Annotated in this window: 9 protein-coding genes; 4 read left to right on the forward strand and 5 right to left on the reverse strand. The window is 74.3% G+C overall.

All coding sequences use genetic code 11. The features are described from left to right. Positions 1 to 162: 162 nt before the first annotated feature. The 4 genes from ACFVHO_RS35520 (at position 163) to ACFVHO_RS35535 (ending at position 8,573) form a co-directional block, all read left to right on the forward strand. Positions 163 to 867 carry a GntR family transcriptional regulator gene (locus tag ACFVHO_RS35520; protein ID WP_385724082.1) on the forward strand — a complete coding sequence of 235 codons (705 nt, stop codon included), beginning with the start codon at positions 163 to 165 and terminating at the stop codon, positions 865 to 867. 169 nt (positions 868 to 1,036) lie between these two features. Beyond that, a complete protein-coding gene (locus ACFVHO_RS35525; RefSeq protein WP_385724084.1) occupies positions 1,037 to 2,563 on the forward strand; it encodes a hypothetical protein in 1,527 nt (508 codons plus the stop codon). Positions 2,564 to 2,729: 166 nt separating this feature from the next. Next, positions 2,730 to 3,632, forward strand: a complete 903-nt coding sequence (locus ACFVHO_RS35530) for a hypothetical protein (RefSeq protein WP_385724087.1) — start codon at positions 2,730 to 2,732, stop codon at positions 3,630 to 3,632. A gap of 99 nt (positions 3,633 to 3,731) precedes the next feature. Then, positions 3,732 to 8,573 (forward strand): hypothetical protein, encoded by a 4,842-nt coding sequence (locus ACFVHO_RS35535; RefSeq protein ID WP_385724088.1) that lies wholly within the window; start codon positions 3,732 to 3,734, stop codon positions 8,571 to 8,573. Here ACFVHO_RS35535 and ACFVHO_RS35540 read toward each other — a convergent pair. The 5 genes from ACFVHO_RS35540 to ACFVHO_RS35560 form a co-directional block, all read right to left on the reverse strand. Next, positions 8,551 to 9,669 (reverse strand): aromatic ring-hydroxylating dioxygenase subunit alpha, encoded by a 1,119-nt coding sequence (locus ACFVHO_RS35540; protein WP_385724091.1) that lies wholly within the window; start codon positions 9,667 to 9,669, stop codon positions 8,551 to 8,553. The two genes, ACFVHO_RS35535 and ACFVHO_RS35540, sit on opposite strands and share 23 nt — an antisense overlap. Positions 9,670 to 9,743: 74 nt before the next feature. Further along, the gene (solA, locus tag ACFVHO_RS35545; RefSeq protein ID WP_385724094.1) at positions 9,744 to 10,931 is read right to left on the reverse strand and encodes an N-methyl-L-tryptophan oxidase; all 1,188 of its coding nucleotides are present in this window, start codon (positions 10,929 to 10,931) and stop codon (positions 9,744 to 9,746) included. A 5-nt stretch (positions 10,932 to 10,936) separates the two neighbouring features. Next, a complete protein-coding gene (locus tag ACFVHO_RS35550; RefSeq protein WP_385724146.1) occupies positions 10,937 to 13,366 on the reverse strand; it encodes an FAD-dependent oxidoreductase in 2,430 nt (809 codons plus the stop codon). A gap of 116 nt (positions 13,367 to 13,482) precedes the next feature. Beyond that, entirely contained in the window at positions 13,483 to 14,568 is a 1,086-nt protein-coding gene (locus ACFVHO_RS35555) for an S-(hydroxymethyl)mycothiol dehydrogenase (RefSeq protein WP_385724096.1), read from the reverse strand. 401 nt (positions 14,569 to 14,969) lie between these two features. Further along, positions 14,970 to 15,713 (reverse strand): IclR family transcriptional regulator, encoded by a 744-nt coding sequence (locus tag ACFVHO_RS35560; RefSeq protein ID WP_030360381.1) that lies wholly within the window; start codon positions 15,711 to 15,713, stop codon positions 14,970 to 14,972. Between the last annotated feature and the right edge of the window lie 77 nt (positions 15,714 to 15,790).

Consider the following 15,790-nt stretch of genomic DNA (forward strand, 5'->3'; position numbering starts at 1 on the left):
GGGGACGTGCTGGGCGGCGTGTGGCCGGTGCCCTTTGGGGACGGGGGCGGGGTGACGCCTGCCGGACAACGTAGAGGATTGTTCAACGATCCCTCAATACCCATGTTGTCTCGTTCTTGTATCTGCGGTTGAATCCGGGCATGGCTGAGGGGATGGCTGATCATGGCTGAACTGACCGGTCTCGCCGACGACCGCGCGCTCCTGGGACGCACCAGTACCGCGGAGCGGGTCGCGGACATCCTCCGGAGCCGCATCGCCGAGGGGTACTTCCCACCCGGCACCCGGCTGTCGGAGGACAGCATCGGCGGCGCGCTCGGCGTCTCCCGCAACACCCTCCGCGAGGCCTTCCGGCTGCTCACCCACGAGCGGCTGCTCGTCCACGAACTCAACCGCGGTGTCTTCGTGCGGGTCCTGACCGTCGAGGACGTCGAGGACATCTACCGCACCCGGCGCCTGGTCGAGTGCGCCGTCGTGCACGGCCTCGGCCGCCCGCCGTACGCCGTGGACGCGCTCGCCGCCGCCGTCGCCGCGGGCAGGGCCGCGGCGGGCCGCCGGGACTGGAAGGGCGTCTCCACGGCCAACATCCACTTCCACCGCGAGCTCGTCGCGCTCGCCGGGAGCGCCCGCACCGACGAGCTGATGCGCAGCGTCTTCGCCGAACTGCGGCTCGCCTTCCACGTGGTGGACGACCCGCGCGGCCTCCACGAGCCCTACCTGGTGCGCAACCAGGAGATTCTGGACGCCTTGCAGTCGGGCCTCGGCCCCAAGGCCGAGCGGCTGCTCGCGATCTACCTGGACGACTCGCTGCAGGGCCTCGTCGACACGTACGCGCGCCGAGTGGCGGCGGGCGGGGCCGGGGCGGGCTGAGGCGCGTCGGCCCGAGGCGCGGGGTCCTGGCGCGGGTTGGCGTGAGGGGCGGGGCGGGGTCCTGGCGCGGGTCGGTGTGAGGGTGGGGCGAGGTCTGGGCGCGAGCTGGGGCGGCGGGGCATCTGCGTCGTTTCGACCGTTGTCAGACCGAGGACCTAGTCTGTGCACCGTGACTTCGCCTGCCGTACCGGACTCCGTTCCGTCCCAGCTCAGCGCGGGGCCGCGGCCCGCGCCGGGCCCGGCCGCCGACGAGGGCCTGGCACGGCGCCTGCGCGCGCTCGCGTGCACGGCGCCGCTGCACGACCTGGACGCCCGCAAGGCCAACCTCGCGGGGGAGTACTCGGTGTACGCGATGGCGGAGGTGGCCCTGTCCGCCATCGACCTCGTCACGCTGAACATGGACTTCGACACGGGCGCCGACCACGACCAGGTCGTCGCCCGGCTGCTGCCCCGCGTCGCCGCCCAGGCCCCGCGCCGCCCCACCGCCGAGCACGAGCGCGTCGCCCGCTGGGTCCTGGAGAACCTGATCAACGTGGGCAGCGTCGACCGCGGCTTCCGCGCGGTGTACGGCACCTTCGACCCGGACGGCACCTACGTCCGGCGGGACTACGACTTCAAGCTGATCGAGGAGGTCCCCGGCTACGGCGGCGGTGTCTGTCTGCGCACCACCGACGAGGCCGTGAACGTCCTCGTGGGCGCCCTCGACACCGACGTCACCAGCGCCCAGATCGCCGCCGAGGTGAAGCTGGAGGTCCTGATCAGCCGTGGCCGCCTCGCCGACGCCCAGCTCGCCGCCGAACAGGCGCGGTATCGCACCGTGCAGTACTCGGAGACCCTCCGCAGGGCCCTCGACGCGACCCGGCGCAACGTCCGCGCGGTGGACTGGCTCCAGTCCGTGCCCGACATGATCGCCGAAGCCCTGGACCACGTGGCCGACCGGTACCGCCACGAGAACGCGATCCTGACGAACATCCGCAAGGCACGCGACGAGTCCGAGGACCCCGAGCACAAGCGCCGCGCCGCCGAGCTCGTCGACATCGTCAAGGACTGCATCCGCCGCCACACCCAGCTCCAGTCCCGGCTCCTCGAAGCGGGCCCCCTGTTCCGCGCCGAGCAGGACCGGCAGGCCTTCGCCGCCCCCACCGCGCGCACGGGACTCGACCTGTACGGCCAGTTGGTCGCCCCGATCCTGCCGCTCCCCGCCGAGCAGGCGATCCGGGTGACGGACGCCTTCTTCGCGCGCGGGACGGGCCTGCGCACGCCGGTGTCGGTGCGGGTCGGCGACCTCGTCGACATACTGCTCACACCGCCGCAGGAGCGCGAGCACCTGGGCGCGGAGATGCCCGAGCCCGACCTCATCGCCACGCCCGACGACAGCCGCTTCAGCGAGGAGCAGCTCGCGAGCGCCATGGAACTGCTCGCGCTGCCCCCCGACGCCCCGCGCAGGCTCTCCGGGCTGCTCGCCGACGCCCGCCGCAGCGACCCCGAACTGCCCTATCTGGTCGCCCTGCTCGCCGTCCACGCCGCGAGCCCGCCGGTCGGCACGGCCTACCGCCAGGGCGAGCAGCAACTGCTGTTCGCCGTGGACGACGGCACCGACCTCGACGACCCGGAGTTCGGCGGCGCCGACCTCATCGTCGGCACGGCGCTCCTGGACGCGGTGGGCATGGCGGCCGACCGGACGGAGGCGGCCTGATGACGGCGACCCCGCACCCCGCAGGGGCGCCCACGCGCGCGACTCGGCGTCGGCCGAGAACGACCCCGCCCGCCGCTGGGACACCCACCGGCGCGCCCCCTCAGGCGACCACCGGCGCGCCTCCGCGCCCCGTACGACCGACCGACCGCACCAAGGAGCCCCAGCCGTGACCGACCACCCCGCAGAGCACGCCGCGTGGGGCGAGCCGGACGCCGCCGCGGCCCCGGCGGCGGCGCCCACGAGCGCCGCCGTCACCCCCGCCGACGCCGCCGACGCGGCCCGCCTCGTCGCGTTCGGACTCCAGCCCAAGCTCCAGCCCGCCCGCGACCAGGAGTACGGCGAACTGCTCCGCAGGTACCGCGAGGACCCGCCCTTCGCCCGCCTCGCCGACGCCGTCGCCGCCGGGCTCGGCCTCGTCGTCCTGGAGGTGTCCCCGCGCGCGGGGATGGCGGTGACCGCCGCCGAGGACTCCGTGTTCGCCGTCCGCATGGGCGACTACGCCCGCCGCGCCGCCGCCGACTCCACCGACCGCTTCCTGCACGGCCTCGCCCACCTCGCCGTCGCCGCCATGGCCTTCCCGCGCCCCGAGGACCTGGCCGACGACGGGTACATCGGCCGCGTCACGGTCAACGGCGTCGACGCCTTCGTCCGGCAGGCCTGCCGCCGCCTGGAGGAGCGCGCCGAGGAGCAGGGCGAGAACACCGACCCGGCCTCGGACGCCCCGGGGCTCGAGTCCGCCTGGCGGATCTGGGCGCGCCGCAGCTCCACCGGCGCCACCAAGGACGCGCGCAGGCTCGCCGGTTCGACCACCGGCATCGTGGGCAAGGCCGCCGCGTTCCTCACCGACTCCGGGTTCCTCCAGCGCACGGGCGACGACTCCGGCGGGACCTACCGCACCACCGCGCGCTATCAGCTCCAGGTCCGCGACATGGCGGGCACCGCGGCCATGGCCGAACTCCTGGAGCTGGGCGTCGTGCCCGTCACCGACGGCTCCGCGACGCTGCTGCCCCCCGACGACACCGACGACCTGGAGCTGGCGGCCGACGCCGGCCTGCCGTTCCACTCCTGATCCGCGCGGGACGGCATCCGGTCGCCCCGCCCGCATCCACCGACGTTCCGCCCGTTCCGTTTCTTCGTCCCGCACGACTTACGACGAGAGTCCGCCGCCATGTACGAGCTGTCCCGGGTCCGCCTCTACTCCATCGGCCCCGCCGGTGCGCGCTACGCCGACACCGTGCTGGACCTGCGCGGCGTCGGCGACGTGGTGCCCGACCCCGCGCCCGCGCAGGCGGAGTTCTTCGAGGAGGAGCCCGTCGGCCCGCCGCGCCGCCCGGCGCCCGCCGGGGTGCTCTTCCTGGAGAACGGCGGCGGCAAGTCCGTCCTCCTCAAGCTGATCTTCTCGGTGATGTTGCCGGGCCATCGGAACACGCTGGGCGGCGCCAGCTCCGGCGTGCTGCGCAAGTTCCTCCTGGCCGACGACTGCGGACACGTCGCCCTGGAGTGGCAGCACACGCTCACCGGTGAGTGCGTCGTCGTCGGCAAGGTCAGCGAGTGGCGCGGACGGCAGGTCTCCAACGACCCGCGGAAGTTCGCGGAGGCCTGGTACTCCTTCCGCCCCGGCCCCGGGCTCAGCCTGGACTCGCTGCCGGTCGCCGAGTCCACCGCCGTGCGCCCTTCCGCCGAGGGCGCGTCCGGCGCACAGGGGCGGCGGCGCACCATGAAGGGCTTCCGGGACGCCCTCATGGACGCCACGAAGGCCTATCCGCACCTCGAAGTGCACTGGGAGGAGATCCACGACCGCTGGAACGAACACCTCGGGGACCTCGGCCTCGACCCCGAACTGTTCCGCTACCAGCGCGAGATGAACGCCGACGAGGGCGAGGCCGCCGGCCTCTTCGCCGTCAAGAAGGACTCCGACTTCACCGACCTGCTGCTGCGCGCCGTCACCGACACCCGGGACACGGACGGCCTCGCCGACCTGGTGCACGGCTTCGGAAACAAGCTGGGCCGCCGCGCCGAGCTGATGGCCGAGCGCGACTTCACCGCGGGCTCCGTGGACCTGCTCGGCCGCATCGTCGACGCCGCGGACACCCGGGCACGCGCGCGTGACGTGCACGCGGGCGCCGAGCGCCGCACCCGCACCCTGGCCCGCCGCCTCTCGGCCCGCGCCGTCGAGGAGCGCGGCCGCGCCGCCGAACTGGCCGAGCAGGTCACCGCCGCCGCGCACACCGTGACGGCCGCCGAGCAGGCCCGCGGCCGCTCCGCGCTCATCGCCGCCGAACTCGCCTACCGGCACGCCTCGCTGGCCCTCACCGTCGCCGAGAAGGCCGCCGCGGCCCAGCGCCGCGAGCTGGCCGACGCCCGCACCCTGCACTCCGCCTGGCAGGCCGCCGAGGCCGTCCTGCGCCATCGCGCCGCCGCCGACCGCTCCGCGCGCGTGGCCGTCGCCATCCGTGAGGCCGAGCGGGACGCGGCCCCCGCGCTCGCCGCCCGCGCGAAGGCCGCCGCCGACCTCGTCCGCGCCCTGCACACCGCCGCCGCGGACGCCGAGTCGCACGCCAACGAGGAGGAGGAGCGCTCCGCCGCACTCCAGGAGACCGGCGAGGCCTCGCACCGCGACGCCACCACCGCCGCGACCGAGGCGCAGCGCGCCCGCAGCGAGGCCGGGCACCTGCGCCAGCGCCTCACCGAGGTCGAGCAGGAGACCGCCGAGGCCGTCCGCGCGGGCTGGCTCGACGACAGCACACCCGACGCCGACCCGGCCCGCGCGGCGCTCGCCGCCAGCGACGCCGAGAAGACGGCGGTCGCCGCCTGGGACGAGGCCCGCGAGTCCGCACGCCGGGCCTCCGACCAGGCCAAGGAGGCCGCCTCCGCCGAGGCCCGCGCCGAGCTGACGGCGGCCCGCGCGGAGGACGCGGCGACGGCCGCCGAGCAGGCGCACGACGCGGAGAGCCGCACCGCCGACTCCCTCGCACAGGACGAGCGCGTCGCCGAACTCCTGGGCCTGCCGGGCGGATCCGACGGGAGCGGGCGCGGCGGGGTGCCGCAGCCCCGGCACGCCGGTGCCGGGGCGGGCGAGGGCGCCGACGACGGGGCGGGGGCCGCCGCTTCAGGTGCGCGTGGCGCCAAGGGGGCGCACGGGGCCGAGGGGGCGCACGGCGTCGAGGGGGCGCACGGCGAGCACGCCGTCCCGGGCGGAGGCACGAGCGCAGCGGGCGACGCCCACGACGGCTCGGCGCCGGGCGGCTCCACCTCCGCCGCCGGGCAGACCCTCGCCCCCGTGGCCCCCGGCCTCACCGCCACGGAGCTCGACCGAGGCGCCGACGACCTGAAGACCCTGCTCGACGACGGAGTGGCCGCCGCAGAGCGGCAGTTGTTCGAGCTGCGGACCGCCGCAGCCGACGACTCCCGCATCCTCGGCGCGCTCGGCGACGGCGGACTGCTTCCGCCCGGGCCCGACGTCCTCGCCACCGTCGAGTTCCTCGGGGAGCACGGCATTCCGGCCCTCCCGGGATGGCGGTATCTGGCCCAGGCCGTCGACCCCGCGGACCACGCGCGTGTCCTTGCCGCGCGCCCCGAGCTGGTCGACGGCGTCGTCATCACCGACCCGGACACGCACGCCCGCGCGCGCGAAGCGCTCACCGGCGCCGCGCTGCTTCCGCGCTCCACGGTCGCCGTCGGCACCGCCGCCGCGCTGCTCGCCCCGGTGCCGCATGCCGACAGCGCCGCCGACGACTCCGGCGCCGTCTTCCTCGTACCGCCGAACCCCGCGATGCACGACGAGCACGCCGCCGACGAGGAGCGGCAGGCCCTGCGGGCGCGCACGACCCGCCGCGACGAGGAGATCCGCGCGCTCGCCCTGCGTCTCGCCAAGGACCGGGAGCTGGCCGCGCGGCTCGCCTCCTGGCGCTCCGGCTGCCCCGCGGGCCGCCTCGCCGAGCTGGCCGCCGCCGCCCGGGACGCGCGCGCCTTCGCCGAGGAGGCGGAGGCCGAGCTGGCCGAGGCCCGCACCGCGCGCGCCGAGGCCGACGAGGCCGCGGCCGACGCCGCCCGCGTGCGCGACGAGCGCCAGGAGGGCGCCCAGCGCGCACGCCGCGCCGCCGACGCGCTCGCCGGGCTCGCGTTCCGCCTGCGTGAGCGCGCGGGCTGGCAGACCAAGCTGCGCGAACTGGCCGACGACGCCGTCGAGTCGGAGGCCCGCGCCCAGTCCTGCCTGGACCGCGCCCGCGCCGCCGACGAGGACCGCCGCGCCGCCCAGCGCGCCGCCGACGACGCCCGCCGCACCGCGCGCGCCCTGCGTGCCGAGCGCGCCGAGATCGCCGGCGCCCCCGAGGACGTACCGCTGGACCAGGACGGCCCCAAGACCTCCCTGCCCGCCCTCAGGGAGGCCTACCGCGCGGCCTCCCAGCTGTACGAGAAGGTCGGCGTCGGCGCCGACCTGCGCGCCGAACAGGCCCGCGCGGAGAGCGACGAGAGCGCCGCGCTCGCCGAGCTCGACCGGCTCAGCAACAAGGTGCGCACCCGCGCCGCCCAGCTCCTCGAAGGCACCGACGGCGCCGACGGGCCCTCCCGGCAGGCCGCCGCAGCCCGCGCGGAGGCCCAGGTCCAGCTCATCGAGTCGCGCGCCTCCACCGCCAGCGAACAGCTCGGCCGACTGCGCGGCGAGGCCGAGCGGCACGCCCCCGAGGACGGCGAAGCGCACACCGACCTCCCCGAAGAGCTCGTACCGTCCGACGCCGAGCAGGCCCAGACCCTGCTGCGCACGGCCACGACCGAACTGGCCACCCACACCGAGGCCTTGAGCCAGGCCAAGGAGGCGCACGCCGCGCTCCTGCACACCCACCGCGCCACGGAGGACGCGGCCGGCGGGTTCGACGAGACGGCGGCACTCCTGCGCGACCTGCTGCGCGAGCACCACGACACCGAGGACGACGAGCAGCCCGCGCCCCACCCCGGCACCCTGGAGGAGGCCCGCCAGGCCGCCGCCGAGACCCGCCGCTCCCTGCGCGGCTGCGCCGCCGACCTGTCCGCCGCCGAGTCGGCCGTCCGCGAGGCCAGCGACGTCCTCGTCCGGCACGCCAACTCCACCCGGTACGAACAGGTCCGCACCCCCGCCCGGCAGCAGATCCGCGAACTGCCCGCCTCCGCCCTGCCCGAGCACGCCAAGAAGTGGGCCGACGCCTTCGCGCCCCGCCTGCGCGTGCTCACCGACGAGCTGGAGCAGTTGGAGCGCAACCGCGACAGCATCGTCGACCGGCTGCGCGGCCTGGTCGAGTCGGCGCTCGCCACGCTCCGTTCCGCCCAGCGGCTTTCCCGGCTGCCCGAGGGCCTGGGGGAGTGGTCGGGCCAGGAGTTCCTGCGGGTCCGCTTCGACGAGCCCGACCAGGCGACGCTCACCGAGCGCCTGGGCGAGGTCATCGACGAGGCGACGCGCGCGGCCGTGAAGAAGAACTCCGACCTGCGCAGGGACGGCATGTCCCTGCTGCTCCGGGGCGTTCAGGCGGCCCTCGAACCGCGCGGCATCGCGGTGGAGATCCTCAAGCCGGACGCCGTCCTTCGCGCCGAGCGCGTCCCGGTGGGGCAGATGGGCGACGTGTTCTCCGGCGGCCAGCTGCTCACCGCCGCCATCGCCCTGTACTGCACGATGGCCGCCCTGCGCTCGAACGACCGGGGCCGCGACAAGCACCGGCACGCGGGCACGCTGTTCCTCGACAACCCCATCGGCCGTGCCAACGCCACGTACCTCCTGGAGCTCCAGCGGGCCGTGTCGGACGCCCTCGGCGTCCAGCTGCTCTACACCACCGGCCTGTTCGACACGACGGCACTCGCTGAGTTCCCGCTGGTCATCCGGTTGCGCAACGACGCGGACCTGCGCGCGGGCCTGAAGTACATCAGCGTCGAGGAGCACCTGCGGCCGGGCCTGCCGCAGGAGCAGCAGGCCCCGGCCGGGGAGACGGTGCACGGGGAGATCACGGCGACACGGATGTTCAAGAAGCCAGCCGCTGGATGAGCCAGTGGTGGAACACCCCGATGTGATGCTCGGTCGGCACCAGGACACCGCCCTGCCGGTACGCGCGTGAGCCCATCGCGGGCTGCGTGCGCTCGCACGCCGCGAAGTCCTGCTCGTTGACCCGGTGGAACAGCTCGACCGACTTCGACAGGTCCGCTCCGGAGGCGACGACATCGGGTGCGTACAGCCAGTCGCACTCGACGACCGTGCGGTCCACGGCCAGCGGGAACATGCGGTGCAGGATCACGTGGTCCGGGACGAGGTTGACGAACACGGCCGGCTTGACGGTGATGGCGTAGTAGCGGCGGTCCTGGTCGTCGGCGACCTCGGGCAGCCGCCCGAAGCCCGGGGAACCGTCCACAGTGAAGCCGCTGACGTCATCCCCGAAGGCGGCACCGTGCCCTACGTAGTACTGCGCCGCGAAGCCGTCGGCGAACTCCGGCAGGACGTCCGTCAACTCGGGGTGGATGGTCGCGCAGTGATAGCACTCCATGAAGTTCTCGACGATCAACTTCCAGTTGGCACGCACCTCGTAGCGGACGCGATGGCCGAGCGCCAGGTCCTGGGTGCGGTAGCGCTCGATCGACGCGGGGTCGCCCAGGCGCTCCCTGGCCTCGCCGATCACCGTGTCCTCGAAGGACGGCGGCGACTCGGCCAGACACACCCAGACGTAGCCGAGCCACTCCCGCAGCGCGACCTCGACCAGGCCGTACGCGGACCGGTCGACGTCCGGCATCCGCGTCAGGTTCGGCGCGGCGATCAGACGCCCGTCCAGGTCGTACGTCCAGGCGTGGTACGGGCACTGGAGGCTGCGCCGGACCTGGCCCGCCTCGTCCGCGCACAGGCGGGCGCCGCGGTGGCGGCACACGTTCAGGAAGGCACGCAGGCCGCCGTCGCGGGCGCGGGTGATCAGGACGCTCTCCCGGCCGACCTGGACGGTGCGGTACGCGCCCGGACGGTCGAGGTCGGCGGAGCGCACGGCGCAGCACCACAGGGCCTCGAAGAGGCGTTCCTGCTCCTGCCGGAAGACGTCGGGGTCGGTGTAGTAGTGGCCGGGCAGCGTCGCGATGAGGCTCGCGGAGACCTCTGTCGTCACGTCCGTACTCCTCAGACGGGCGCCGCGGCGGGCGCGGTTCGCTCTGACGTGCGCCCCGGGGGGCGCGGGTTCGGTCAGACCGGCGCCGTGGCGGGCGCCGGATCCAGCGGGCCGGTGATCCGGCGGGGGTCGAACAGCTCGATGGGGTGGTCGGTGGTGCCGTCGAGCGCCAGGTCGGCGACGATCTCGCCGACCACCGGCACGAACTTGAAGCCGTGCCCGGAGAAGCCACAGGCCACCGTCACCGACTCAGGGTGCGCCGGATGGCGCGTGATGACGAAGTGCTCGTCGGGCGTCGTCGTGTACATACACGTGGAGGCCTTCAACAGCCGCCCGGGGAGCAGCGGTATGTGCCGCGCCATGTGCCCGGCCATCGCCGCGACCTCGTGCGGATGGACCGTGCGGTCGATGGTCTCCGGAGTGCACACACTGCCGTTGCGGAAGAACGCGACCTTCACCCCCAGGTCGGGGCCGTCGATCGACGGGAAGCCGTACACCTGGACGCCCGCCCGGTCCTCCCACACGTAGATCGGATGGTGCTCCGGCAGGAACGGACCGACACCACCCGTCGGCTGGAACCAGTACATGATCTGCCGCTCGATGGTGAACGGCACCTCCAGGTCCGCGAGCAGCCCCGGCGCCCACGCGCCCGGACAGATCACCAACTGGCCCGCGGTGTACGTGTCGTCGGCCGTGTGCACGCGCACGCCGTCCCGGTACGGCTCCCAGCGCGTCACCGGTTCCTCGAAGTGCAGGTCCGCGCCCTGGCGGGTGGCGAGCTGCAGATGCGCGGCGACCGTGTTCTCCGGCCGGACGAGGCCCGCGCGTTCTTCGTAGAGCGCCACTTCGTCGTCGCGCGGCGTGAGCGTCGGGAAGCGGCGGCGGATCTCCCGGGCGTCCAGCATCTCGTGCGGAAGCCCCCAGGTCTCGGCCGAGAGCCGCGCTCCGGAGACCACCCGCCCGTCCGGGCTGCCGACCATCACACCGCCGCACAGGGTGGCGATGTCACGGCCGGTGTCCTGTTCGAGCTTCTCGTAGAGCTCGTACGCGCGCAGCAGCAGCGGTACGTACGCGGGGTCCTCGAAGTACGACTGCCGCGTGACCCGGGAGCCGCCGTGGCTGGAGCCCCGCTGGTGCACGGGACCGAACTTCTCCAGGCCGAGGACGCGGGCTCCGCGCGCGGACAGATGGTGGGCGGCGGCGCTGCCCATGCCGCCCAGGCCGATCACGATCACGTCGTAGGTGGGGGTGGTGGGAGACACGACGGTCACCTCCGGATCCGGGTCATCTCGGGGTCGAAGAGCGGTTCGTCGGTGACGGTCGCGGAGACCTTCTCGCCGAAGTACTCGATGTGCGTGCTCGTCCCGGCGGGCAGCGGCGGCAGCCAGGCGTACGCGACGCAGCGGCCCAGCGTGTAGCCGTACGCGGCGCTGGTGACGTATCCGGCGGGCGCGGCGTCGCCGGGGGCCGCGAACACCGGCTCCTTGCCGAGGACCACGGCGGCCGGGTCGTCCAGGAGGAGGGCGGTGAGCCTGCGGGTGAGGGGGCCGCGCCGATCGAGGGCCGCGCGCCCGAGAAAGTCGCCCTTGTCCATGCGGACGGCGAAACCTACGCCCGCCTCGTAGGGGTCGTGTTCGGCGGTCATGTCCTGGCCCCAGGCGCGGTAGCCCTTCTCCAGGCGCAGGCTGTTGAAGGCGCTGCGGCCGGCGGCTACGACACCCAGGTCCCGCCCCGCGTCCCACAGCGTGTCCCACAGGCGCAGGCCGAGGTCGGCGCTGGTGTACAGCTCCCAGCCCAACTCGCCCACGTAGCTCAGGCGCAGCGCCGTCACCGGGACATGGCCGAGGTGGGTCTCGCGGGCCTTGAAGTAGCCGAAGGCCTCGTGCGAGAAGTCGTCGCGGGTCAGCGGCTGGACGAGGGCGCGGGCCAGCGGACCCCAGACGCCGACGCAGCACGTCCCCTGGGTGATCTCCCTGATGTGCACGTCGTCGGGCGCGTGCGACTGTAGCCAGGTGAGATCGGCGGGGGAGTTGGCGCCGACCTGGAAGCGGCTGGGGGCGAGCCGTGCCACCGTCAGGTCGGAGCGGATGCCGCCCGCCTCGTCGAGAAGGAGGGTGTAGGTGACCGAACCGGGCTTCTTGCGAAGGTTGTTGGTGGTCATGCGCTGAAGGAAGCCGAGGGCTCCGGGGCCGGTGACCTCCAGGCGGCGCAGCGGCGTCATGTCGTACAGCGCGACGCGCTCGCGGGTGGCGCGCGCCTCGGCGGCGGCGATCGGCGACCAGTACCGCCCGGACCAGCCGTCCCGTTCGGGCACGTCCACGTCGGCGGCGAGCGCGGCGTTGGCCTCGTACCAGTGGGGCCGCTCCCAGCCCCCGCCCTCCAGGAACACCGCGCCCAACTCCTGCTGGCGGGCGTGGAACGGGCTGACGCGCAAGGGGCGCGGCTCGTCCAGGGGCTGGAGCGGATGGAGGACGTCGTACACCTCGACGAACTGCCGGGCGCCGCGCTCGGCGACATAGGCGGGCGAGCGCTGGGCGTCCTCGAAGCGGGTCAGGTCGCAGTCGTGCACGTCGACGGCGGGCCTGCCGTCGACCATCCACTCGGCGACGGCCTTCGCCACGCCCGCGGAGTGCGTGACCCACACGGCCTCGGCGAGCCAGAAGCCGCGCAGCGCCGGGGCCTCGCCGAGCAGCGGCATGCCGTCCGGCGTGAAGGAGAAGACACCGTTGAACCCCTCCTCGACGGCCGACTCCTTGAGCGCGGGCAGCAGTCCGCAACAGTCCTGCCAGCTCGGTGCGAAGTCCTCCTCGGTGAAGGGGTACGAGGACGGCATGGCCAGACCGCGGTCCTGCGCGTCGTCGTACGCGGGCACGGCGAACGGGTCCACGGGCAGCGGGCGATGGGCGTACGAGCCGATGCCGACGCGGTCCGTGTGCTCACGGAAGTACAGGTCGCGGTCCTGGAAGCGGAGGATGGGCCGGGACGCCTCGGTCCGTGGGTCGTTGCGGCCCGCGAGTTCCGGCAGGGGGCGGGTCCGGGCGTACTGGTGGGCGAGTGGCTGCAGCGGTACGTCGACGCCCGCCATCCGGCCGATCACCGGTCCCCAGAAGCCCGCGGCCGACACGACGCGGTCGGCGGGGAAGGTGCCGCGGTCGGTGACGACGGCGGTGACGCGGCCCTCCGCGCGCTCGATGCCGGTGACCGTGTGCCGCTCCAGGAAGCGGGCGCCTCGGCGGGTCGCCCGGTCGAGCTGCGCACGGCAGGCGAGCACGGCGCGGGCCAGGCCGTCGTCGGGTGTGTGCAGACCGCCGAGCACCTGGCCGGTGTCGAGCAGCGGCCACAGCTCCTTGCAGCGCGCGGCGTCGACCAGCTCGGCGCGAATGCCCCAGGACGCGGCGAGGCCCGCCTTGCGGTGCAGGTCCGCCCAGCGCTCCGGAGTGGTGGCCAGCTCCAGGCCGCCGACCGGGTTGAAGCAGGCGAGTCCGTCCACGGTGAGCTCGCCGAACTTCCGCACGGTGTAGGAGGCGAACTCGCTGAGCGTCTTGGACGGGCTGGTCTGGAAGACGAGCCCGGGCGCGTGCGAGGTGGAGCCGCCCGGGGCGGGCAGCGGCCCCTGTTCGAGGACGGTGACGTCGGTCCAGCCCCGGGCGGTCAACTCGTCGGCGAGGGAGCAGCCGACGATTCCGGCGCCGATGATGACGACTCGGGGGGTGGTGGATTCGGGGTTGCCTGGTGTGGGTGTGGGTGTGGGTGCGGGTGCGGGTGCGGGGATGCCGCGCACGCCGGGGGAGTGCGGGTCGGGTCGTACGCCGGTCACAGGACCACCACCGATCGCAGCACCTCGCCGCGCTGCATCCTGGCGAACGCCTCCTCGACCTCGTCGAGGGCGATCTTCTCCGTCACGAAGGCGCCGAGGTCGAGCCTGCGGCTGAGGTACTGGTCGACGAGCAGGGGGAAGTCCCGCGTGGGCAGACAGTCGCCGTACCACGAGGACTTGAGCGCGCCGCCGCGCGAGAACAGGTCGATCAGCGGCAGCTCGACGGCCATCGCCGGATCGGGCACGCCGACCTGGACGAGCACGCCCGCGTGGTCGCGCATGTAGAAGGCCTGCTTGTACGTCTCGGGGATCCCGACCGCGTCGATGGCGACGTCGACGCCGAAGCCGCCGGTGAGCCCGCGCACCGCCTCGACGGGATCGGTGCCCCGGGAGTTCACGGTGTGGGTGGCGCCGAAGCGGGTGGCCCCGTCGAGCTTGCCGTCGTCGATGTCGACGGCGATCACGCGCCGGGCCCCGGCGAGCGAGGCCCCGGCGATCGCGGCGCAGCCGACGCCACCGCAGCCGATGACGGCGACCGTGTCGCCACGGCCCACGTTCCCCGTGTGCACGGCGGCCCCGTACCCGGCCATCACGCCGCAGCCGATCAGCCCCGCCGCCTCCGGCCGGGCCGCCGGGTCCACCTTCACGGCCTGGCCCGCGGCGACGAGCGTCTTCTCGGCGAAGGCGCCGATGCCGAGCGCGGCGCTGAGGGGAGTGCCGTCGAGCAGGGTCATGGGCTGTGCGGCGTTGCGGGAGTCGAAGCAGTACCAGGGACGTCCGCGCAGGCAGGAGCGGCACGTTCCGCAGGGCGCGCGCCAGGCGATGACCACGTAGTCGCCGGGCACCAGGCCCCCGGCGTCGGCGCCGACCGCCTCGACGGTGCCGGCGGCCTCGTGGCCGAGCAGGAACGGGAAGTCGTCGGAGACCGCGCCTTCCCGGTAGTGCAGATCGGTGTGGCAGACCCCGCAGGCCTGCACGGAGACAAGTACCTCTCCCGGTCCGGGATCCGGCACGACGATCGTCTGCACCTCGACGGGTGCGCCCTTCTTCGCGGCGACGACGCCACGGACCTCGTGTGGCACGGCCAGGCTCCTCGACTTTGTGTCGTCTTGTTGCGTACTCCACGATCGGTTGCGCTATGAGAGACATCGTGAGAGCGACATCAAGGAGCCGTCAAGGGGCCGGAGTGAACCCTCGGTAAAACGCCATGGGTGTCGCGAAACGGGGCTGGCACAGGGCGGGGACGGGGGTGCGAAGGCCCGATTCCGCAGGCTTGGGGCGTCCGTGCGCGTGCGAGGGGGTGGGGGTGCGGGGCTGCGGCGTCCGATCCCCTCGCCGAGAAGGGGCGCGCGGCGACGGGGGCGCCAAGGAGGACGGGCGGGGCGCGCGGCGGACCGTGGGGCGGTCGCGTGTGGGCTGTGGGTGGGCCGAGGGTGTGCCGTGGGAGGGCCGCGCCCCTACGCGGCCCTCGTCCCCGCTGCCGTCAGAACCCGTAGCCCATCCGGCGCGACAGCTCCACCGCCGCCGCGACCGTGCGCTTGGCCAGCTCGGTGAGCCGGTCCTCCGTCAGCCGGTACACCGGCCCGGAGGCGCTCAGCGCCCCGATGACCTTGCCGTCGTGCGCCCGCACCGGGGCCGCCACGGCGGCGAGTCCGACCTCGAGCTCTTCCACGGCGATCGCGAAACCCTGCTGGACGACGGCCTCCAGGTCGCGGCGCAGCGCCACCGTCCCGGTCACCGTGTGCTCGGTGATGCGGGGCAGCGTGCGGGCGATCTGGCCCTCGCGCAGGGTGGTCGGCAGGTGCGCGAGCAGGACCTTGCCGCTGGAGGTGGCGTGCAGCGGGGTGCGTCGGCCGAGCCAGTTCTGTGCGGTCACGGACGCGGGGCCCCGGGCCTGCATGATGTTGACCGCGGCGTCGTCGTCGAGCACGGCGATGTTGACCGTCTCGCCCAGCTCGTCCGCCAGCTCGCGGCAGACCGGGCCGCCCTCCTGGGAGATGTCCATCCGCACGGCCGCCGCCCCGGCGAGGCGCAGGACGCCCGCCCCGAGGAAGTACTTGCCGCGGTCCTTCGCCTGTCCGACGAGACCTCGGTTCTCGAGCACGCCGAGCAGCCGGAACGCCGTCGACTTGTGCACCCCCAGCTCGTCGGCGATCTCCGTGACCCCCGCCTCGCCGTGCCGGGCGAGGATCTCGAGGACGCTCACCGCGCGGTCCACGGACTGCACGGAACCGGCGGGAGCCTTGGCCTGCGGCTCGCGCGGCTCGCGCGGCTCGCGCGCTTCCCGGGGCTTCTCGGGTTCTT

It is taken from the genome of Streptomyces sp. NPDC127108 (assembly GCF_042677545.1).
Classification (GTDB): Bacteria; Actinomycetota; Actinomycetes; order Streptomycetales; family Streptomycetaceae; genus Streptomyces.

Bases quoted from the DNA above. Each gene is read 5' to 3' on its own strand.
- ACFVHO_RS35520 (WP_385724082.1), top strand. From the start codon at position 163: ATGGCTGAACTGACCGGTCTCGCCGACGACCGCGCGCTCCTGGGACGC.
- ACFVHO_RS35535 (WP_385724088.1), top strand. From the start codon at position 3,732: ATGTACGAGCTGTCCCGGGTCCGCCTCTACTCCATCGGCCCCGCCGGT.